We start from the raw sequence: 20,403 nt of genomic DNA, 5'->3' as shown, positions 1-20,403 counted from the left end.
GAAGAAACCGCACCCTCCCTGCGTTGGCATGGGCGGATCAAGAACCGCCCGAAAGGAGGCGACCGGTGAAGGTACGTGCCTCGCTGCGCTCCCTCAAGAACGCCCCCGGCTCGCAGATCGTCCGCCGTCGCGGCCGCGTCTACGTGATCAACAAGAGGGACCCCCGCTTCAAGGCCCGCCAGGGCTGAGCCGCTAACCGGGCGCCGCGCACCGTCCCACGACGGCGCGCGGCGCTCGTCTGCGTCTGTGTCTGTGTCTGCGACTGCGACCGGGTCACCGGGGCAGCGCCAGGGAACGCAGCAGCAGCAGCGCGATGTCGTCCGTGCGCCGCCGGCGCTCGGCGGTGAGGGCGAGCACACCGTCGGCGACCCGGTCCAGCGGCAGCTCGCCCGCCACTGCGAGGTGGTCCGAGAGGCCCGCCAGTTCGGCGTCGACGTCCGTCCCCGGGCACTCGACCAGCCCGTCAGTGTAGAGCATGAGCACCGAGCCCGGCGGGAACGGGAACTCGACGGTGCGGTAGACCGCTTCGGCGTCGATGCCCAGCAGCGGGCCCTGGGCGAGGTCGAGCGCCCGCACCTGGCCACCCGGTTCCCGCAGCAAGGGGGGCGGGTGGCCCGCGCCCGCCGCCATCGCCCGCTGCCCGTCCGGGTCGAGGTGCAGGTAGATGCAGCTGGCGAGGAGATCGACGTCCAGCTCCAGCAGCAGCCGGTTGGTGCACTCCATCACCTGGCCGGGGGACTGCCCGACGGCGGAGTACGCCCGGACCGCCGTGCGGACCTGGCCCATCAGCCCCGCCGCGGTGACGTTGTGCCCCTGCACGTCGCCGATCACCGCGGCCGCCCGGTCCCCCACGGACAGCAGGTCGTAGAAGTCGCCGCCGATGTCCATGCCCTCGGTGCCCGCGAGGTACCGTGCCGCCGCCTCAAGGCCGGGGAGCACCGGCAGATTCCGCGGGAGCAGCGCGGACTGCAGGCCGTGGGCCAGCCGGTGCTTGGCGTCGTAGAGCCGCGCCCTTTCCAGGGCCTGCGCGATCAGCCCGCCGAGGCTGGTCAGCAGGGCCCGCTCGTCGGCCCCGAAGCGGTGCGGTTCGGGATACCCCAGCACGCAGGTGCCCACGGGACGGCCCGAGGCGATGAGCGGGAGGTAGGCCCACGCCGCCATGCCGTCGGCGACCGGCGGCCGGTCGGGGAAGCGCTCCCGCATCTCCTGCTCGGACTCCAGGAACGCCGGCGCACCGCTGGCCAGCACCTGGGTGGCGGGCGCCGGCACGGCCATCGACATGCCGTCGTACCGGTCGACGATCGACGGATCCCGGTATCCCCGGTGGCCGAGCACGCGCATCCTCCCGGCCTCCGGGGCGACCATGGCCACCACCCGGCTGCCGACCGCGGGCATGATCTCCTCGGCGACCAGGTCGATCACGTCCTGCACGCAGACGGCCTCCGTGAGTGCCCCGGACAGGTTCACGAGATGGGAGATGGCCACCAGTCCGACCGCGGGCTGCGTCACATCGCGCGCGCCGCCGGGCACCACCGGCGCCTGTGCCACCGGGCCGCGGGCCGGCGAGATGCGGACGCTGACGCCGTTGCTGCTGGGATGGAGCTGGAAGGTGAGCCAGTCGCCCGGTGGGCGCAGCGCGGTGAACGAGGTGGGCTGCCGGCTGATCAGCGCCGCGCGGTGCCGTTCCTGGTGCACCGGGTCGTCGAGCCAGGGCAGCGTCCGCCACAGCGGGTGCCCGAGCAGCTTGCGCACCGGTACGCCCAGCCGGCGGGACGCCGCCCCGTTGGCGTAGGTGACCCGTCCGTCGAGGTCGAGGGAGCACAGTCCGTCCGGCAGCCGGCCCACCATGCGCACCGCCTCGACCGCCGAGGAGACCCCGGCGATCGGGGCGCCCATCGTCACGTCCTGCCCGCGCCGGACCGGCCGGCCCGCGGCGGCCTCGTGTTCCAGGTGCCGGGCGAGCCGGTCGCAGGCGGTGACCAGGTGCTCGCGCTCCCAGTCGGCCAGCTCGGGCGGATGGGCGCCCGGCCAGGTGACGAACACCGAGCCGAAGACGGCGCCGGCGGTCTCGACGGGCAGCGCGGCAAGGGTGAACGGGTACGGCAGGACGAGCGCGATCCGCGGGTACCGGCGCGCCATCTCCTCCTCGCCGCCGACCCAGACCAGCCGGCGTTCGCGCAGTGCCTCCGCCACGGGGATCGGGGCGCCCAGCCCCACCCGTTCCCACGGTGCGGCGAAGGCGCGCGGCAGGCCGGCCATGACGGCCATCTCCAGCACCGGCTCGCCGGGCGCGAGGAGGTAGATCCCGCCCGCGTGCGCCCGCACGCCGTCCATCATCGCGAACAGCGCCGGGGCCAGCCGGCCTTGATCCGTCTGCTCCCCGGCCTCGGGGTGCGACGGGGCGGAAGGGAACCCGTCCGGCACGGGTATCACCTCCTCCGCCTCCTCCCGTCCAGACTGCCTCCGGGCCGCGGACCGCGCATGCGGGAGACGTACGGCCCCGGGCGGAGGCGTGCGCCCATCCGGCGGCGGCTCCCAACTCCCTTGATTCTTCGGACAGATGGCATGCGGTGTTTTTGTTCGAACCTCTTGGCGTTCGACTGACCCGGTGCTTCAATGTGGCTCTGTTAGGAAGGTTTCCTAACTTCTGACCCACGGAGTCACCCGTGCAGATCCCCCCACACCGTCATGCACGCACCCTCCCCCGCCGGCGCGCCGTCCTCTACGCGACCGCCGCCCTGACCGCGGGCGTCCTGGCCGTCGGCGTCGGCTCCCTGGCCTCGGCCGCGCCGGGGCAGCCGGCCGCCGCCGCGGCCGGCGTCGGGCTCGACGACCCGCACAAGAAGGACATCGCCATGCAGCTGGTGTCCAGCGCCGAGAACTCCTCGCTGGACTGGAAGGCCCAGTACGGGTACATCGAGGACATCGGCGACGGCCGCGGCTACACCGCGGGCATCATCGGCTTCTGCTCCGGCACCGGGGACATGCTCGAGCTCGTCGAGCTGTACACCGACCGCAAGCCCGGCAACCCGCTCGCCCGCTACCTGCCCGCACTGCGCCGGGTCAACGGGACCGACTCGCACAGCGGCCTCGGCTCCGGCTTCGAGAGCGCCTGGCGCGGCGCCGCCGCCGACCAGGCCTTCCAGCAGGCGCAGAACGACGAACGCGACCGCGTCTACTTCGACCCCGCGGTCGAGCAGGCCAAGGCGGACGGGCTGCGAGCGCTCGGCCAGTTCGCGTACTACGACGCGATCGTGATGCACGGCCCCGGCGAGGACAAGGTCAGCTTCGGCGGCATCCGCAGGACCGCCCTGTCCAAGGCCAGGACCCCCGCGCAGGGCGGCGACGAGACGACGTACCTCCACGCCTTCCTCGACGCGCGCAAGGCGGCGATGAAGACCGAGGAGGCGCACAGCGACACCACCCGGGTCGACACGGAGCAGCGCGTCTTCCTCAACAACGGCAACCTCGACCTCAACCCCCCGCTCAAGTGGAAGGTCTACGGGGACAGTTACACCATCAACCAGTGACGCCCCCGCGCACGCCCCTCCGGTCGGCCTCCCCGACCGGGGGGAGGCCGCCCGGAGCGGTGCCCGGCCCGGACCCAGGCCCTGGGCCGGCCCTAGCCGAGCTCCAGGCTGGTGACGCCGTACATGCCGGCCAGGTCGACGTCGGGGACCGGGCCCGTGTACATGCGTGCGGCCTCGAACGCGGGTGCCAGACCGAGGTGGTCCACCAGATGCACGGCCGCCTCGTTGGGCTCGGGCACGTCGATCACGAGGGGCTCCCCCGGTGCGGTCCGGGCCAGCCCCATGAGGAGCGCGAGGGCGACCTTCGCGGACGAGGCGTACAGCGGCCCCACGCGGGACGGGCCGCGGGCGGCGCGCAGCACCCCGAGGCCCTGCAGGCGGCCGTCGGCGACGGCCGCGAGGGCGGTACGGTCCGGAAGGGTGATCCAGGAGGCGAGGAAGGCGTCGCGCGCGGCGGGGAAGAACCGGCGGTCGTAGCGGGCCAGTTCGCCGAATCCGACGCTCCTGGCGTCGATGAGGGCGACGCCGCCGGGCATGACCCCGCCCGACGGCGCACCCTGGTAACGGATGTTCCGCCAGGCCGTGCTGAACCCCGACCTGCGGTAGTTCTCCTGCTGCGCGACGACCCCGTCGAGGCCGACGTTGCGGCCGGCGAGGTGGTCGAGCCCGGCGCGCCAGACCCGGATCCCGTAGCCCTGGCCACGGAAGGGCGGACGGGCGATGTAGAGGCCGACGAACCCGAAGTCGGCCCCGTAGCGCACCGCGGAGACCGAGGCGACGGGTTCACCGTCGAGCCTCCCGAACAGGAAGCCGGCCGGATCGGCGGGGAAGAAGGCCTGCCCGTCGGACCTGCCGGGGTTCCATCCCTCGTCGTCGGCCCAGTCGGAGAGCCGGCTGATGTCCTCGGCGCCGGCGGAGGAGACGTGGAACGCGGTCATGGAGACCTACCTCTGGAATCGGTTGCCGGGAAGCGGTGCCGGGCACCGGGGGCGCGAAGGCGCCGGGGACACCGCGCGGGTGCGGGCGATGAGGAGGGTGACGTCGTCGGAGGGCGACGCGGTCGGCAGGGTGCCGAGCACCGCCGAGCAAAGGTCGTCAAGGCGCAGCCCGGGCCGGTCGAGGGCGCGGCGCACGCGCTCCATCCCGGTGTCGACGTCGTGCCGGCGGTCCTCGATGAGGCCGTCGGTGTAGAGGGCGAGGAGACTGCCCTCGGGCAGTTCCACCTCGGCGGCCTGGTACGGGGGCATCCCGAGGCCGAGCGGTGTGCCGTTGGGCAGGTCGAGGAAGGTGACGCCGCCTCCGGGGTGGCGGACGGCGGGCGGCGGGTGCCCGGCCCTGGCCATGGTGCAGCGGCGGGACGCGGGGTCGTAGACGGCGTACAGGCAGGTGGCGCTCACGGAGGCGGTGTGGAGGCCCTCGCCCTCCTCCTCGGCGAGGCGGATGATCGCCTGGTCGAGGTGGGCGAGGAGCTGTTCCGGCGCCAGGTCGAGGTCGGCGAGCGTCCGCACCGCCGTCCGGAGCCGGCCCATCGTGGCCGCGGCGTCGATGCCGTGGCCGACCACGTCGCCGACGACGAGCGCCACCCGGTCGCGCGGCAGCGGGATCACGTCGTACCAGTCGCCGCCCACACCGTCCTCGAGGTCCGCCGGGAGGAAGCGGGAGACCACGTCCAGGGAGGGGCCGCCGCACACCCGGCGCGGGAGCAGGCCCCGCTGGAGGGCGAGGGCCGTGGCGCGCTCGTGCGTGTAGCGGCGTGCGTTGTCCAGGCTCAGCGCGGCCCTGGCGACCAGTTCCTCGGCGAACAGCAGGTCGTCCTCGTCGAACGGCCGCGGGTCGTCGGTGCGCAGGAACAACACCACCCCCAGGACCACGCCGTGGGCCCTGAGCGGCAGGATCATCAGCGAGTGCATCCCGAACTCGTCGATCTTCCCGGCCCGTGCCGGGTCCCGGCTGAGCCAGGCGGAGGCGGTGTCCAGGACCGGTTCGAGCAGCGAGCGGCCGGTGGACAGCACGCGCTTGAGGGGCGAGGACGACGGCACGTACACCACGTCGCCCACCCGGGAGACCGCCTCCGGCGCGCCCTCGCGGACCGAGGCCAGTCCCGCCCGGCGGAACACCGGCAGGTAGTCGCCGTCCGGGCCGAGCCGGGACAGCGGCTCCTCACCGAGCCGCAGGGTGTCCGCGAGGTCGACGGTGACGTAGTCGGCGAGGCACGAGACGGTGAACGCGGCCAGTTCCTGCGCGGTGCGCATGACGTCCAGGGTGGTGCCGACGCGGGCACCGGCCTCGCCGAGCAGCGCCAGGCGGTCGCCGGGCCGGTGCCCGCCCGTGATCCGCAGGACGACCAGGCACACGCCCATCGGCCGGCCCGCCGCGTCCTCCAGGCGGATGCAGGAGACGGAGTACGCCCCCTCGCGGCGCCCGCCGTCCACCGCCGGCACGTCGTACTCACGGCCCGCGACGGGAGCGCCCGTCGCCAGCACCTGGCGCATCACCGCCTCCAGCGCGCGTGCCCCGGCGGGCAGCGCCGCGTCCGGGCGGCGTCCCAGCCGTCGCTCCCGCGGGATGCCGTCGTAGTCCTCTAGCGAGTCGTTGACCCACGTGCACCGCAGGTCGGTGTTCCAGAGGGCGAGGCCGATCGCCGAGGGGGCGAGGGGGGACCCCAGCGCCGCCCCGGTGACGCCCACCACCCGCTGGAGGAGGCCGGCCAGGTCGATCGGTGCGGGTGATGCCATGTCGCGTCGGTCCTTCGTCTGGGCTGCGGGGATGTGCAGGCGCCCGGATCCGGCCGGTGAGGGTGGCCGGATCCGGGCCGAGGGGGGCTGGCTAGCGCCTGAGGAGGTCCGCCGCGCGTTCGGCGATGGCGTAGACCGTGGCGGCGATGTCGCCCGAGGGGATGGCGGGCATCACGGAGGCGTCGGCGATCCGGAGGCCGTCGACGCCGTGCACGCGCAGGTCCGTGTCGACGACGGCGAGGTCGTCGATGCCGATCCGGCACGTGCCGACGGGGTGCATGTACGAGGCCAGGGTGCTGCGCGCGTACGCCCGCAGGCCGGCGTCGTCCTTGACGTCGGGGCCGGGCGAGACCTCGTGCGCACGCCATCCGTCGAGGGCGCGCGCCCGGCCGATCTCCCGTGCCAGGAAGAGCGCTTCGACCATCGTGGTCAGGTCGCGTTCGTCGCCGTAGTAGTCCGGGTCCACCCGCGGCATGACGCCCGGTGCGGCGCTCGCGAGCCGTACGGAGCCGCGGCTGTACGGCCGCATCGGGGAGACCGCGATCCGGTACTCCTGCCCGTCCGGCACGTCCGGCGCCGGCGGGTCTCCCGGCGCGCCAGCCAGGAGCACCTGCACGTCGGGGTCGCGGATGCCGAGCCGGCTGCGGACCAGGCCGACGGCCTCGCCGTGGTTGCCGGTCCCGGGCGGAACGGGCCGGGCGGCGCGGTGGACGACGGCGGCCAGGGGGTGGTCGTGCAGGTTCGTCCCGACGCCCGGCAGGTCGAGGGCGACGTCGATGCCCATGTCCCGCAGGTGCGCCTTCGGGCCGACGCCGGAGAGCATCAGCAACTGCGCCGTACCGATGGTGCCCGCGGTGAGCACGACCTCGCCGCGGCACCCGACCGCGACGGTGCCGGTGCCGGTGCCGGTGCGGTCGGCGTGCCCGTACTCCACCCCGACGCACCGGCCGTCGCGCAGGAGCAGGCGGTGGACCAGGGCACCGGTCACCACGGTCAGGTTGGGGCGGTGCCGGGCGGGGGTGAGGTAGGCGTCGGCGGCGCTCTGCCGCCGGCCTCCGGCGATGTTGAGGTCGCTCCAGCCGAAGCCCTCCTCCAGACCGCCGGAGATGTCCGCCGCCCGCCGGTACCCGGTCTGGGTCGCCGCCGTCAGGAGCGCGGCCACGACCGGATGGGGCGGGCCGGCGGGCCCCACGGTCAGGGGGCCGCCGACGCCGCGCAGCACGGGGTCCCGCCCGGGGGCGTTCTCGCTGCGCTTGAAGTACGGGAGCAGGTCGTCGAAGCCCCAGCCCTTCGCACCTCCCGCGGTCCACGCGTCGTAGCCGGAGTGGTGACCGCGCACGAAGGTCATGGCGTTGACGGTGGACCCGCCGCCCAGGCCGCGGCCGCGCGCGAGGGGGGTGGTGGTGCCCGTCGCCGACTGCCGGACGGTGGTGTCGCCCCAGTTCGACTGCGTCCCCAGCGGCGTCGGCCAGGCGGGCGGCGACGCCGCCGCGGCCGGTGGCCGGTCGCCGCCCGCCTCCAGCAGGAGCACGCGTGCGCCGCCTCGTTCGGAGAGGCGCGCGGCGAGCACGCTGCCCGCGGTGCCGCCGCCGACGACCACGTAGTCGTAGCTGTCCGTTATCGCATGCATGGGTCACCTCTGACCGGCCACGTCCGGCGTTTCCGGTGATAGCTCGAATCGGCTAACACCGGACACGATAACGCCAACCGCTCATAGCCGGACAGAGCATCCTTTATCACCCCCATCACGAATTGATATGGCCCGAACCAGCCGAATCCCCCATGTCCGCTCGGGCCGTGAACCGCGCCTGCGGGCGCCGGTCCGCCGAGGAGGGGCCGGATGTCGTACGGAGTCCGGACTCGCCCGCCGCCGGGACAAGTTCATCGTCCGACGCCCTACCCAGGAATGAATGAAAGTTGTACGGTCCACGGGATCATGTCCCCTCACGGAGGTACTCGCCATGGCGTCAACGGGCGTACCCGACGTCCTCACCCGTGCCCGCACCATCGCACCGCCGGGCTGGAGCCGCTGGCTGGTACCGCCGGCCGCACTCTCCATCCACCTCGCCATCGGGCAGGCGTACGCCTGGAGCGTGTTCAAGCCCCCGCTGGAGTCCTCGCTCGGGCTGAGCGGCACCCAGTCCGCGCTGCCGTTCCAGCTCGCGATCGTCATGCTCGGGCTGTCGGCCGCGTTCGGCGGCACGCTCGTCGAGCGCAACGGGCCCCGGTGGGCCATGTGCGTCTCGGCCCTCTGCTTCTCCTCCGGCTTCCTCATCTCGGCCCTGGGCGCCGCCACGCGCCAGTACTGGCTGATCGTCCTCGGTTACGGCCTCGTCGGCGGCATAGGCCTCGGCATCGGCTACATCTCGCCGGTCTCCACGCTCATCAAGTGGTTCCCCGACCGCCCCGGGCTCGCCACCGGCATCGCCATCATGGGCTTCGGCGGCGGCGCGCTCATCGCGTCGCCCTGGTCGACGCAGTTGCTGTCCTCCTTCGGCGCCGACTCCTCCGGCATCGGGCAGACCTTCCTGGTGATGGGCCTGGTCTACGCGGTCTTCATGAGCTTCGGGGTGCTGCTGGTCCGGGTCCCCGCGGACGACTGGCGGCCGGCCGGCTGGACCCCGGCGGCCGACACCGTGCGCCCGCTCGTCACCACCGCGCAGGTGTCGGCGCGCAACGCGCTGCGCACCCCGCAGTTCTGGTGCCTGTGGGTGGTGCTCTGCATGAACGTGACGGCGGGCATCGGCATCCTGGAGAAGGCCGCGCCGATGATCACCGACTTCTTCGCGAACACCTCCACCCCGGTGACGGCCACCGCCGCCGCCGGTTTCGTCGGCCTGCTGTCGCTCGGCAACATGCTCGGCCGGATCACCTGGTCCTCCACCTCCGACCTGGTCGGGCGGAAGAACATCTACCGCCTCTACCTCGGCGCGGGGGCGCTGCTGTACCTGCTCATCGCCCTGCTCGGCGACGACTCCAAGCCGCTGTTCATCATCGCCGCCGCCGTCATCCTGTCCTTCTACGGCGGCGGGTTCGCCACCGTGCCCGCCTACCTCAAGGACCTCTTCGGGACGTACCAGGTGGGCGCGATCCACGGACGGCTGCTGACCGCCTGGTCCACGGCCGGCGTGCTCGGGCCGCTGATCGTGAACGCGATCGCCGACCACGAGAAGTCGGCGGGACGGACGGGGCCCGACCTCTACTCCACGTCCTTCGTCATCATGATGGTGCTGCTGGTGATCGGCTTCGTCGCCAACGAGCTGGTACGACCGGTCCATCCGCGCCACCATGACGGACCGTCCGCCGAGCCCAAGGCCACGACCGGACCCGAGTCGCAAGGAGCCGTCCGATGACCGCCCCGAACCCCGCGCCCACCGCCGACGCCTCCGCCGGGGGCGGCCGGCTGCCGCTCATGGTCGTCGCCTGGCTGTGGGTCGGCGCGCCCTTCGCCTACGGCGTCTACGAACTCGGCCTGAAGCTCAAGCAGTTGTTCACCGGCTGACCGGCTTCACCGCCGGCTCACGCCACGGGCCGCCCCGTCCGCACGGACCGGGCGGCCCCGTCACGCGCCGGACCCGCCGGGCGGCGACCACCGGCTTGGCGGCGAAACCCGTGGCGCAACGGGTCCGCGGGCGGCGGGCCGTGACCGCACCGACGGGTGCTGAGCGTGCCGGACGGGGGTATCCGGATCCCGTAGAGGACCGCGCGTTCCGTGCCGCGGAGCGGGCGCCGACCCACGGAGGAAGGAACCATGCCCCACAGCAGCGGTACCCGTACCGGCGCGAGCCCCGACACCCTGGGCCTCGTCGGCCTGATCTGCGCGGTCGCCGGATTCTTCGTTCTCGGCATCGTCCTCGGCCCGGCCGCGGTCGTGTGCGGCTGGCTCGCCATGGGCCGCACCTTCCGCGGCGCCAAGCCGGTGCTCCCGCTGATCGCCGTCGTCCTGGGCGCGATCGACACGCTCATCGCGCTCGTGTGGCTCACCGGCACCCACTGGACCGGCGGCGGCTTCATGTGAGCCGCGGCGCGGACCCGGCCGAGGGCACCACGGGGCCGGACGGGACGATGGTGCTCCCCCGTCCGGCCTTCGCCGTCCAGGAGCGCGTGTGCCCCTCCCCGACCCGTGCGCGGCGCCGCGTGCCGTCCCCGCCGTCCTCGCCGTCCTCGCCGCCGTCGTGGCCGCCCTGGCGCTGACCGCCGGGTGCGGCACCGGCGACCGCCCCTCCGCCGCCCCACGTGTGGTGCCGCCGGAGGCGGGGGCGTCCTTCGACTACCAGATCGGCGGCGGCTACCCGCCGCCGAAGGGCGTGCGCGTGGTCTCCCGCGACCGCGCGGACCGGCCCGCCCCGGGCGTCTACTCGGTCTGCTACGTCAACGCCTTCCAGGCCCAGCCCGGCGAGCTGTCCCGGTGGCGCGCCCGGAATCCGGGCCTGCTGCTGCGCGACGGGGACGGCGGGCTCGTCATGGACGACGAGTGGGACGAGGCGCTGCTGGACACCTCCACCGCCGCCGGGCGGACGGCGCTGGCGGAGATCGTCGGCGCCTGGATCGACGACTGCGCACGTCGCGGGTTCCAGGCGGTCGAGCCCGACAACCTCGACTCCTTCGAGCGCTCCGACGGCCTGCTCACGGCGGCCGACAACGCAGCGTTCGCCCGGCTGCTCGCCGCACGCGCCCATGCGGCGGGGCTGGCCGTCGCCCAGAAGAACACCGCCGAGCTCCTCCCCCGCCGTGCCGCCATCGGCTTCGACTTCGCGGTCGCCGAGGAGTGCGGCGCGTACGACGAGTGCGGCCGGTACGCCTCCGCGTACGACGGCCGCGTCCTCGTCGTGACGTACGACGCCGCCGACTTCACGGCGACCTGCCGCCGCTGGGGCGCCCGCCTCGCGGTGGTGCTCCGCGACCGCGACGTCGCGCCCGCCAGGGAGCCGGGCCACGTCTTCCGTACCTGCTGACGGCCGCGCCAGGGCCCGCTGCCGGACCCGTCAGGCGGGGCAGGGCGGCGACGCCCCCTCCCCCGAGGACCTGGCGCGGCTGGCGTGGCGGAGGACGGGGATCGGTCCCCACCGGCGCCTGGGGTTCGGCGTCGTGGACCTCTGCGGGGAGCGCGCCACCGGCCGGCCGCCACGCCCGCGGTCAGGACGTGGTCACGGCGTACCAACGGCCGTCCCGCTGGTGGACCAGGTGGTGGGCGGCGAGGCTGTCGATGTGCCGTGCGATGGTCGCGGGCTGGTAGCCGACGCTGGCGCTCAGGGCGTCGATGGTCGTCCCGTCGCTCCCGGCCGCGCGGAGTTCCTGGAGGGTCTTGAGCGCCGTGCGGGCGAGGCCGGACTCCTCGGGGCGGGGCTCGGCGGGAGCCGGCACGGCGGCCGCGGCAGGCGTCCGGGCAGACGCCGGGGCCGGGGCCGGAACCGGCGCCGGGGGCCGGGCGGTCGACGCTCCCGGAGGCGCGGACGGGGCGGGGACGGGGGCGGGTACCGCGGTGCCGGAAGGGGCGGGCGGGACCGGCGAGGCCACCGGGGCGGCCGCCGGGGCGGTACGGACGGGGGCGACGGGCCTCGGCGTGCGATTGACCGTGCGGTGCTTGCGGCCCTTCTGGTGACGGCGGGTGCTCATCGGGCGGACCTCCTTCACTGTGATCTTGAAGGGCCAACGGGGGACCGCCGCCGGAGTCACGCAGATGCGTGCATGCGGGGGACCCCGGGGCGCCCGGGGAATGTGCGGCGGCACCGCCGCCGTTGCACCGGATCCGGACGGACCCGAGGAAGGGAAGACCATGCCCCCCACGGACAGCCGCCGCGGTCACCGCGTGGACGCGGTACCCGGCACCCAGCACGTGACCGTCACGATCGACGGCAAGGTCGTGGCCGAGACCCGGCGGCCGGTACTGGTCCACGAGACCGGTCTGCCGGTGCGCTACTACATCCCGCCGCAGGACGTGGACCTCGCGCTCTTCCGCGCCAGCGACACCAACACCACCTGCCCCTACAAGGGCGTCGCCTCCTACTGGTCGTACGGCGGCCACAACGACGTCGCCTGGGTCTACGAGGAGCCGCTCGCGTCGGTGCCCGAGATCACGGGCCATCTCTCCTTCTACGACACCGTGGCCGCCGTCGCCGTCGAGGACGCCTGACCGGGCGGACGGTGCGCGGGCGCGCACCGTCCGTCACGACGTCCCGGAGCGTGCCCGCGGCCTGCGGCGGGTCCCCGGCCGCAGGTGCAAGCACGACTGTTCGGTTTACTGCGCACGACGGCCGCCGGGGAGCAATGATGGTCACATGGCGAATCCGACGATCCTGACCGTCGACGACGATCCGGCCGTGTCCCGTGCCGTGGCCCGGGACATCCGCCGCAGGTACGGGGACCGCTACCGGGTGGTGCGGGCCACCTCCGGGGACGAGGCCCTGAGCGCGCTGCGGGAGATCAAGCTGCGAGGGGAACAACTCGCGGTGATGCTCGCCGACTACCGCATGCCGAAGATGAACGGGGTGGAGTTCCTCGAGGCGGCGATGGACCTCTTCCCGCTGGCCCGGCGTGTGCTGCTCACGGCGTACGCCGACACCAGCGCGGCCATCGACGCGATCAACGTCGTCGACCTCGACCACTACCTGCTGAAGCCGTGGAGCCCGCCGGAGGAGAACCTCTACCCGGTGATCGACACCCTGCTCGACGCGTGGATCACCACGCCGGACCCGACGGCGTCCGAGACCCGCGTGGTCGGCCACCGCTGGTCCGCGCCCTCGTTCAAGGTGCGCGACTTCCTCACCCGCAACCTGGTGCCCTACCGCTGGCTGCCCGCGGAGGAGCCCGAGGCCGGGCAGTTGCTGACCGCGGCCGGGCTGACGGCCACCGACGTGCCGCTGGTGGTCACCGCGGACGGGACGACCCTGGTGCGGCCCACGGAGGCGGAGCTCGCCGCCCACGTGGGGCTGAGCACCGTCCCGGCCTCCGACTTCTACGACCTGGTGGTGGTCGGCGGCGGCCCGGCGGGACTGGGCGCGGCGGTGTACGGCGCGTCCGAGGGTCTGCGCACGGTGCTGGTGGAGCGCCGGGCGACCGGCGGCCAGGCGGGGCAGAGCAGCCGCATCGAGAACTACCTCGGCTTCCCGGACGGCGTCTCCGGCGCCCAGTTGACCGACCGGGCCCGCCGGCAGGCGACGAAGTTCGGGGCGGAGATCCTCAGCACCCGGGAGGTGGTCACGCTGGAGGCGGTGGGCAGTGGAAGGGTGCTGTCCTTCGGTGACGGCTCGTCCATCGCGGCGCACACGGTGGTGCTGGCGACCGGGGTGTCCTACCGGCGGCTCGAAGCGCCGGGGCTGGCGGAGTTCACCGGCGCCGGGGTCTTCTACGGCTCGGCGATGACCGAGGCCATGAACTGCGCGGGCCAGGAGGTCTACATCGTCGGCGGGGCCAACTCGGCCGGGCAGGCGGCCGTCTACTTCTCCCGCAACGCGTGCCGGGTCCACCTGCTGATCCGCGGCGCGGACCTGCGGCGTTCGATGTCGCAGTACCTGATCGACCAGATCGCGGCCATCGACAACATCAAGGTCAGCCCCTGCACCGAGGTCGTCGGCGGCAAGGGCGGCGACCACCTGGAGCAACTGATGCTCCGCGACGCGAAGACCGGCACGGTGACCACCGTCGACGCCTCGTTCCTGTTCGTCTTCATCGGCGCCGAACCCCGCACGGACTGGCTGGAGGGTGTCGTGGAGCGTGACCGGCGCGGCTTCGTGGTCACCGGCCCCGACCTGATCGGCGGCGGCAAGCGGCCCGCGGGCTGGCCGCTCCCCCGTGACCCGTACCACCTGGAGGCCAGCGTGCCGGGTGTCTTCGCCGCCGGTGACGTGCGGGCGGAGTCGGTCAAGCGGGTGGCCTCCGCGGTCGGCGAGGGCGCGATGGCCGTATCCCTGGTGCACCGGTATCTGGAGGCGCAGTGACCACGACGGACCGGCTCGGGCCGGAGCAGCTGCGGACCCTGTTCCTGTTCGAGTCGCTCGGCGCGAAGGAACTGGACTGGCTGGGCGAACAGGGCCGGGTGGAGCGGGTCCCGGCGAACAACCCCGTGTACGCCGAGGGCGATCCGGCGACCTGCTTCTACGTGCTGCTCAGCGGCACGGTGTCGCTGGGCCGCCTGGTCCACGGCGACGTGGTGGAGGTCAACCGCACCGACCTGCGGGGCGTGTACGCCGGGGCGACGCAGGCGTACCTCGGGGACCGGGTGGAGCAGACGTACCCCAACTCGCTGAAGGCGGTCACCGACTGCGAGTTCTTCGTGATCCCGGCCGAGGAGTTCGCCGGGGCGATGCGCTCGTGGTTCCCGATGGCGGTGCACCTGCTGGAGGGGGCGTTCTTCGGCTACCGCAAGCAGAACACGATCGTCGGGGAGCGCGAGCGGCTGCTGGCGCTGGGCTCGCTGTCCGCCGGGCTCACCCATGAGCTGAACAATCCGGCCGCCGCCGCGGTGCGCGCCACCTCGGCGCTGCGCGACCGGGTGGCCGGGATGCGGCACAAGCTGGCGATGATCGCGGACGGCCGGCTCGACACCCGGCAGCTGCACCAGCTGGTCGAGCTGCAGGACGCCGCGATCAAGCGCATGGCGTCGGCGCCCGAGCGGTCGGCGCTGGAGGCGGCCGACGCCGAGGACGAACTGACGGACTGGCTCGAGGACCACGGCGTCAACGGCTCCTGGGAGCTGTCCTCGACGCTGGTCGCGGGCGGTGTGGACGCCGAGTGGCTGGACTCCGTGGTCGACGCGGTCGGCGAGGACCGGCTGGAGGCGGCGATCCGCTGGCTCACGTACACCCTCGACACCGAACTGCTCATGGGCGAGATCGACGACGCCGTCACCCGGATCTCCGGACTGGTGGGGGCCGCGAAGCAGTACTCGCAGCTCGACCGGGCCCCGCAGCAGACGGTGGACGTCCACGCGCTGCTCGACGCGACGCTCACGATGCTCCACGCGAAGATCCCCGGCGGGGTGCGGGTCGTGAAGGAGTACGACCGCAGCCTGCCGCAGATCCAGGCGTACGGCGCCGAGCTCAACCAGGTGTGGACCAACCTCATCGTCAACGCCCTGGACGCCATGGACGGTTCGGGCACCCTGACACTGCGCAGCTCGTGGGACGGCCCGGACCGCCTGGTGGTGGAGGTGGGCGACACCGGTCCCGGCATCTCCCCGGAGATCCGGCCGCGGATCTTCGAGCCGTTCTTCACCACCAAGCCGGTGGGCGAGGGCACCGGCTTGGGCCTGGACATCTCGTACCGCATCGTGGTCAACAAGCACCACGGCGACATCCGGGTCGCGTCGAGCCCCGGCGACACGCGCTTCACCGTGTGCCTGCCGGTCGCCCAGCCCGAGAGGCAGCCGGGGGACGCGGAGCGGACGGGCTGAGCCCTCCCCCTGACCGCGGGGCGGTTCAGGCCACCGGGCTCTTCGGGAGCGTCCGGGCGCGGTCGCGGCCGAGGGGCAGCTGTCCGTCGGCCGCGCTCTTCAGCGACCGCAGGGCCAGCAGCAGCACACCGATGTCGTCGATGAGGATCGGATCCGGCAGCAGGTCCACCGGGCACACCAGGTAGACCACCGCGGCCCAGAAGGCCAGCTTGCCCGAGCGCGGCACGTCGGCGCTGCGCAGCAGGGCGCGGATCCGCGCCATCTTCACCACGAGCACCACGGCCACCACGAGCATCACCACGACAGCCGCCGCGACGATCACCAGGGCCGTGGTCGACCAGTCACCCAGGTCCATGTCTGCCTCCCTCGCTCCCGTGTACCCGTCCGCCGTGCGCGGAAACGGTACCTGACCCGGACGGACGGTGCCGCCGGATGGTGCCGGTCAGCCGGCGGTAGGCCTCGCGCATCTCGTGGCGGGCGAAGTCCTCGCGGACGTCGATGAGGGCGCCGTGGGAGGCGGTGGGGTCGACCGTGAAGCGGTCGTGCCAGCCACCTCCCGAGGCGATGATCACGGGGGCGTCGACCCCGTCGAACTGGTCGGCGGTGATGTCGACACGCAGGCCGTTCTTCTCGATCCACGCGTGGGAGGCGCGGTTCTCCCAGGCACTGACGTAGGTCCACACGCCCTGGCCGTTCTCGTACAGGTACTGGCCGAGGAGGATCGAGGCGTCCCCGCACGAGCCGTACGGGAAACGCTCCAGGGAAACCAGTCCCGGGTCGGGGCAGTCGACGATCGCCTGCCGGAACCCGAGGGCCAGTGTGCGGAGTTCGGACACCTGCGGAGTCTAACCCGTGAAGATCATCTGTGGGACCCGTGGAGCCGGCCCTTCTGCCGGACGCCGACCCGGGCGGCGGAAAGCGCGGGGACGCGTAGGAACGGGGGCATGGTGGTGGCAGCGGCCGGAACCGGTACCCGAGCCGGTTCCGGCTGCTGCGGCGGCAGTCAACCGAGCGGCCCGGATGACGTCAAGACTTCACGTCAAGATTGGTGCGGGGAGCTTCGGGCGGCCCGGAAGGGGCTGCTCGCGTTCAAGTTCCGAACAGATGAGACTCCCTGCAGGTCACGGCGACGTAAGGGCCTGCAGCGGCAGCCGAGCTGTTAACCCGTCAGAAACACTTTCTGCGAGGACTCTTGACCGCGACTTCTGTCACGTCTTAACTCACGCCCTAAATTAAGTCGTGAGGCTGACACAGGAGTTCCTATGAGACCCGAAGTCAATGCCGCCCGCCGCAGACCCCTGGGGCTGATCGCCCTCCTGGCGGTGCTGCTCGCCCTGATCACCGTCCCGGCCGGACCGCTCACCGGGGCCCACGCCGCCGCCTGCGGCACCGCCAATGCCGCACAGGGCAGGACCGCCACCGCCTCCTCCACCGAGAACGGCTCCTTCACCGCCGGCGGCGCCGTCGACGGCAACGCCGGAACCCGCTGGTCCAGCGCCTTCAGCGACCCCCAGTGGATCCAGGTGGACCTCGGCGGCTCCCAGAGCGTCTGCGAGGTCGTCCTCACCTGGGAGGCCGCCTACGCCAAGGCCTACCAGATCCAGCTCTCCGCCAACGGCACCGACTGGACCACGGTCGCCTCCACGACCACCGGTGCCGGCGGCACCGAGACCCGCGCCGTCAGCGGCACCGGCCGCTACCTTCGCGTGTACGGCACCACCCGCGCCACCGCATACGGCTACTCGCTGTGGGAGCTCGCCGTGCACACCACCGACGGCGGCACCGGCCCGGTGATCCCCGGCGGCGGCGACCTCGGCCCGAACGTCCTGGTCTTCGACCCCTCGACCCCGGGCATCCAGGCCAAGCTGGACCAGGTCTTCCAGCAGCAGGAGTCCGCGCAGTTCGGCACCGGACGCTACGCGCTGCTGTTCAAGCCCGGCACCTACAACAACATCAACGCCAACATCGGCTTCTACACCTCGATCGCCGGGCTCGGCCTCTCCCCCGACGACACCACCTTCAACGGCGACGTGACCGTGGACGCCGGCTGGTTCAACGGCAACGCCACCCAGAACTTCTGGCGCTCCGCGGAGAACCTCGCCCTCAACCCGGTCTCGGGTACCGACCGCTGGGCCGTCGCCCAGGCCGCGCCCTTCCGCCGCATGCACGTCAAGGGCGGCCTCAACCTCGCGCCCAACGGCTACGGCTGGGCCAGCGGCGGCTACATCGCCGACAGCAAGATCGACGGCACCGTGGGCCCGTACTCGCAGCAGCAGTGGTACACCCGCGACAGCTCGGTCGGCGGCTGGACCAACGGCGTGTGGAACATGGTCTTCTCCGGCGTCCAGGGCGCTCCCGCGCAGAGCTTCCCCAACCCGCCGTACACCACGCTCGACACCACCCCCGTCTCCCGTGAGAAGCCCTTCCTCTACCTCGACGGCAACGACTACAAGGTCTTCGTGCCGGCCAAGCGCACCAACGCCCGCGGCACCAGCTGGGGCAACGGCGCGCCGCAGGGCTCGTCGATCCCGCTGAGCCAGTTCTACGTGGTCAAGCCGGGCGCGACGGCCGCCACCATCAACGCCGCGCTCGCCCAGGGCCTCAACCTGCTGTTCACCCCGGGCATCTACCACGTCGACCAGACCATCAACGTCACCCGCGCCGACACGGTCGTGCTGGGCCTCGGCCTCGCGACCGTCATCCCCGACAACGGCGTCACCGCCATGAAGGTCGCCGACGTCGACGGAGTGAAGCTGGCCGGCTTCCTGATCGACGCCGGTGCGGTCAACTCCCAGGTGCTGCTCCAGGTCGGCCCGCAGGGCGCGGCCGCCGACCACGCCGCCAACCCGACGACCGTGCAGGACGTCTTCATCCGCATCGGCGGCGCCGGACCGGGCAAGGCGACCACCAGCATGGAGGTCAACAGCGACGACACCGTCATCGACCACACCTGGATCTGGCGCGCCGACCACGGCGCCGGAGTGGGCTGGGACACCAACCCGGCCGACTACGGCCTGCGCGTGAACGGCGACGACGTCCTGGCCACCGGCCTGTTCGTCGAGCACTTCAAGAAGTACGACGTCCAGTGGAGCGGCGAGCGGGGCAGGACGGTCTTCTTCCAGAACGAGATCGCCTACGACGCCCCCAGCCAGGCCGCCATCCAGAACGGCGCGACGAAGGGCTGGGCCGCCTACAAGGTGGACGACTCGGTGAACACCCACGAGGCCTGGGGCCTGGGCAGCTACTGCAACTTCACCACCGATCCGACGATCCGCATGGACCACGGCTTCGAGGTCCCGGTGAAGTCCGGGATCAAGATGCACGACGTCCTGGTGGTCTCCCTGGGCGGCATGGGCCAGTACGACCACGTCATCAACAGCACCGGTGCCGCGACCTCCGGCACCTCGACCACGCCGTCCACGGTGGTCTCGTTCCCCTGACGGCACACCGGGCAGGGGTGCCCCGTCCTCCGGCGGGGCACCCCCTCCGCCGTCCTCAGGCGGCCGGCCGGCGCCGGGAGTGCAGCACGTCGCCCACGGCGACCGCCGCCGCCATGGCGAGCCCCGCCACCGGCACCGCCGCACTCCCGCAGAAGGTGCTCGCGAGCACCACCAGGGCACAGGCGGGCAGCACCGCGTGCTCGGCGAACCCGCGCTTGGCGCTGCGGGAGTGGATCAGCCAGACCGTCAGCAGGAAGAGCGCGGTCGGCAGCGTGGCGGCGGCCGCGGCGGCCGTCTGCGAGATGTGCGCCTTGTGCACGGCCTGCTCGACCACCACCTCCAGCCCCGCGCCGATGGCGGCGGCCGAGCCGAAGACGAGGTAGTGCCCGTAGCCCCACAGGAACGCCCGCGCGCTGCTGGTGAGGTGCTGGTGGATGGGGATGGCGAAGTAGATCCAGTAGGCGCAGAAGACGATGAGCAGTCCCCCGATGGCGACGGGCAGCAGCTCGCCGAGCGCGGTGGACTCGTCGAGGGCGGACTGCACGGCCACCGTCGCGGCGGCCACCGACTCACCGAGCACGATGATGGTGAAGAGGCCGTAGCGCTCGGAGATGTGGTGCGGGTGCCAGGTGGTGCGCTGCGCCCGCTCGGCCCAGGCGGGCACCGCGAGTTCCGCGACGGCCAGGATCAGGAAGCCCCAGTTCCACAGCCCGCCGACGGGCTGGAGCAGCAGGATGACCCATCCCACCTGGACGACGACCAGACCGGCGGCGTAGCTCAGCGCCGTGGTCCGTGCCGGTCCGGCCGCGTTGCGTGCCGCGCGCAGCCACTGGAAGGCGAGTGCGACGCGCATGATGATGTAGCCGGCCACGGCGATCGAGAAGTCGTTGGCGTCGAAGGCGCGGGGAACCCCGGCCGCCAGGACCAGGACGCCGGTGATCTGGACGAAGGTGGCGATGCGGTAGGGCACGTCGTCGGTGTCGAAGGCCGAGGCGAACCAGGTGAAGTTCATCCACGCCAGCCAGATCGCGAAGAAGACCAGGCAGTAGCCGAGGACACCGCGCCCGGCATGACCCTCGGCGACCGCGTGCACCAGCCGGGCGCCGGCCTGGGCGACCGCCACCACGAAACAGAGGTCGAAGAGCAGTTCCAGCGGGGTGGCGACCCGGTGCGGCTCGTGCGGGTCGCGGGCCGTCATCCGGACCAGCGGGCGGAAGCGGCGGTCCGGCGCCACGTGATCGTGATCGGTCATCCGCGCATCGTAGGCGGTGCGCACGTGCCCGCGCCCGAAGGGACCGGGCGCGGGC

The 20,403-nt window shown here is 72.9% G+C and carries 18 protein-coding genes; 10 read left to right on the top strand and 8 right to left on the bottom strand.

What is annotated here, in order from left to right; all coding sequences use genetic code 11:
- Nucleotides 1-65 precede the first annotated feature (65 nt).
- Nucleotides 66-188 (top strand): type B 50S ribosomal protein L36, encoded by a 123-nt coding sequence (gene ykgO, locus ACFV3E_RS32700; RefSeq protein ID WP_018562490.1) that lies wholly within the window; start codon nucleotides 66-68, stop codon nucleotides 186-188.
- An 85-nt stretch (nucleotides 189-273) separates the two neighbouring features.
- Here the strand turns inward: ykgO and ACFV3E_RS32695 are convergent, their stop codons facing one another.
- Nucleotides 274-2,424: a SpoIIE family protein phosphatase gene (locus tag ACFV3E_RS32695; protein ID WP_500537948.1), complete on the bottom strand. Its 2,151-nt coding sequence runs from the start codon at nucleotides 2,422-2,424 to the stop codon at nucleotides 274-276.
- Nucleotides 2,425-2,666: 242 nt separating this feature from the next.
- On the opposite strand from ACFV3E_RS32695, the gene ACFV3E_RS32690 reads away from it, so the two are divergent.
- The gene (locus tag ACFV3E_RS32690; RefSeq protein ID WP_500537946.1) at nucleotides 2,667-3,530 is read left to right on the top strand and encodes a chitosanase; all 864 of its coding nucleotides are present in this window, start codon (nucleotides 2,667-2,669) and stop codon (nucleotides 3,528-3,530) included.
- A 92-nt stretch (nucleotides 3,531-3,622) separates the two neighbouring features.
- On the opposite strand, the gene ACFV3E_RS32685 is transcribed toward ACFV3E_RS32690, so the two are convergent.
- From ACFV3E_RS32685 to ACFV3E_RS32675, 3 genes are all read right to left on the bottom strand, one after another.
- Nucleotides 3,623-4,468: a GNAT family N-acetyltransferase gene (locus tag ACFV3E_RS32685; RefSeq protein ID WP_500537944.1), complete on the bottom strand. Its 846-nt coding sequence runs from the start codon at nucleotides 4,466-4,468 to the stop codon at nucleotides 3,623-3,625.
- Nucleotides 4,469-4,474: 6 nt separating this feature from the next.
- Nucleotides 4,475-6,265 (bottom strand): SpoIIE family protein phosphatase, encoded by a 1,791-nt coding sequence (locus tag ACFV3E_RS32680; protein WP_500537942.1) that lies wholly within the window; start codon nucleotides 6,263-6,265, stop codon nucleotides 4,475-4,477.
- 91 nt (nucleotides 6,266-6,356) lie between these two features.
- Nucleotides 6,357-7,895: a GMC family oxidoreductase gene (locus ACFV3E_RS32675; RefSeq protein WP_500537940.1), complete on the bottom strand. Its 1,539-nt coding sequence runs from the start codon at nucleotides 7,893-7,895 to the stop codon at nucleotides 6,357-6,359.
- A gap of 331 nt (nucleotides 7,896-8,226) precedes the next feature.
- Between ACFV3E_RS32675 and ACFV3E_RS32670 the strand changes: the two genes are divergently transcribed.
- From ACFV3E_RS32670 to ACFV3E_RS32655, 4 genes are all read left to right on the top strand, one after another.
- The gene (locus tag ACFV3E_RS32670; RefSeq protein WP_500537938.1) at nucleotides 8,227-9,618 is read left to right on the top strand and encodes an L-lactate MFS transporter; all 1,392 of its coding nucleotides are present in this window, start codon (nucleotides 8,227-8,229) and stop codon (nucleotides 9,616-9,618) included.
- Nucleotides 9,615-9,767, top strand: coding sequence for an MFS transporter small subunit (locus ACFV3E_RS32665; protein ID WP_500363524.1), 153 nt, complete (start codon nucleotides 9,615-9,617; stop codon nucleotides 9,765-9,767). The genes ACFV3E_RS32670 and ACFV3E_RS32665 overlap by 4 nt, the downstream gene beginning before the upstream one ends.
- 249 nt (nucleotides 9,768-10,016) lie before the next feature.
- Nucleotides 10,017-10,283 (top strand): hypothetical protein, encoded by a 267-nt coding sequence (locus tag ACFV3E_RS32660; RefSeq protein WP_500537936.1) that lies wholly within the window; start codon nucleotides 10,017-10,019, stop codon nucleotides 10,281-10,283.
- An 88-nt stretch (nucleotides 10,284-10,371) separates the two neighbouring features.
- Nucleotides 10,372-11,220 carry an endo alpha-1,4 polygalactosaminidase gene (locus ACFV3E_RS32655; RefSeq protein WP_500537934.1) on the top strand — a complete coding sequence of 283 codons (849 nt, stop codon included), beginning with the start codon at nucleotides 10,372-10,374 and terminating at the stop codon, nucleotides 11,218-11,220.
- 181 nt (nucleotides 11,221-11,401) lie between these two features.
- Here the strand turns inward: ACFV3E_RS32655 and ACFV3E_RS32650 are convergent, their stop codons facing one another.
- Nucleotides 11,402-11,881, bottom strand: a complete 480-nt coding sequence (locus ACFV3E_RS32650) for a hypothetical protein (protein ID WP_500537932.1) — start codon at nucleotides 11,879-11,881, stop codon at nucleotides 11,402-11,404.
- 160 nt (nucleotides 11,882-12,041) lie between these two features.
- Between ACFV3E_RS32650 and ACFV3E_RS32645 the strand changes: the two genes are divergently transcribed.
- The 3 genes from ACFV3E_RS32645 to ACFV3E_RS32635 all read left to right on the top strand — a co-directional run bounded on the left by ACFV3E_RS32645 (nucleotide 12,042) and on the right by ACFV3E_RS32635 (nucleotide 15,656).
- Entirely contained in the window at nucleotides 12,042-12,398 is a 357-nt protein-coding gene (locus tag ACFV3E_RS32645; RefSeq protein ID WP_500537930.1) for a DUF427 domain-containing protein, read from the top strand.
- Between the two features lie 145 nt (nucleotides 12,399-12,543).
- Nucleotides 12,544-14,202 carry an NAD(P)/FAD-dependent oxidoreductase gene (locus ACFV3E_RS32640; protein ID WP_500537928.1) on the top strand — a complete coding sequence of 553 codons (1,659 nt, stop codon included), beginning with the start codon at nucleotides 12,544-12,546 and terminating at the stop codon, nucleotides 14,200-14,202.
- Nucleotides 14,199-15,656 (top strand): ATP-binding protein, encoded by a 1,458-nt coding sequence (locus ACFV3E_RS32635; RefSeq protein ID WP_500537926.1) that lies wholly within the window; start codon nucleotides 14,199-14,201, stop codon nucleotides 15,654-15,656. Before ACFV3E_RS32640 ends, ACFV3E_RS32635 begins: the two co-directional genes overlap by 4 nt.
- Nucleotides 15,657-15,681: 25 nt before the next feature.
- On the opposite strand, the gene ACFV3E_RS32630 is transcribed toward ACFV3E_RS32635, so the two are convergent.
- Both ACFV3E_RS32630 and ACFV3E_RS32625 read right to left on the bottom strand, forming a co-directional pair.
- Complete coding sequence (locus tag ACFV3E_RS32630; RefSeq protein WP_500537925.1) at nucleotides 15,682-16,011, bottom strand: YkvA family protein; 330 nt, start codon at nucleotides 16,009-16,011, stop codon at nucleotides 15,682-15,684.
- Complete coding sequence (locus tag ACFV3E_RS32625; protein ID WP_500537924.1) at nucleotides 15,998-16,492, bottom strand: hypothetical protein; 495 nt, start codon at nucleotides 16,490-16,492, stop codon at nucleotides 15,998-16,000. The genes ACFV3E_RS32630 and ACFV3E_RS32625 overlap by 14 nt, the downstream gene beginning before the upstream one ends.
- A 426-nt stretch (nucleotides 16,493-16,918) precedes the next feature.
- Here ACFV3E_RS32625 and ACFV3E_RS32620 point away from each other — a divergent pair, with 426 nt between their 5' ends.
- Entirely contained in the window at nucleotides 16,919-19,096 is a 2,178-nt protein-coding gene (locus tag ACFV3E_RS32620) for a pectate lyase-like domain-containing protein (RefSeq protein ID WP_500537923.1), read from the top strand.
- A 55-nt stretch (nucleotides 19,097-19,151) separates the two neighbouring features.
- Here ACFV3E_RS32620 and ACFV3E_RS32615 read toward each other — a convergent pair whose 3' ends face one another.
- Nucleotides 19,152-20,348, bottom strand: a complete 1,197-nt coding sequence (locus ACFV3E_RS32615) for a low temperature requirement protein A (RefSeq protein ID WP_500537922.1) — start codon at nucleotides 20,346-20,348, stop codon at nucleotides 19,152-19,154.
- Nucleotides 20,349-20,403 lie beyond the last annotated feature (55 nt).

Source organism: Streptomyces sp. NPDC059718, from assembly GCF_042733315.1.
Classification (GTDB): Bacteria; Actinomycetota; Actinomycetes; order Streptomycetales; family Streptomycetaceae; genus Actinacidiphila.
The sequence above is the reverse complement of the archived record's forward strand: the minus strand, read 5'-3'. Positions and strand labels throughout refer to the sequence as shown.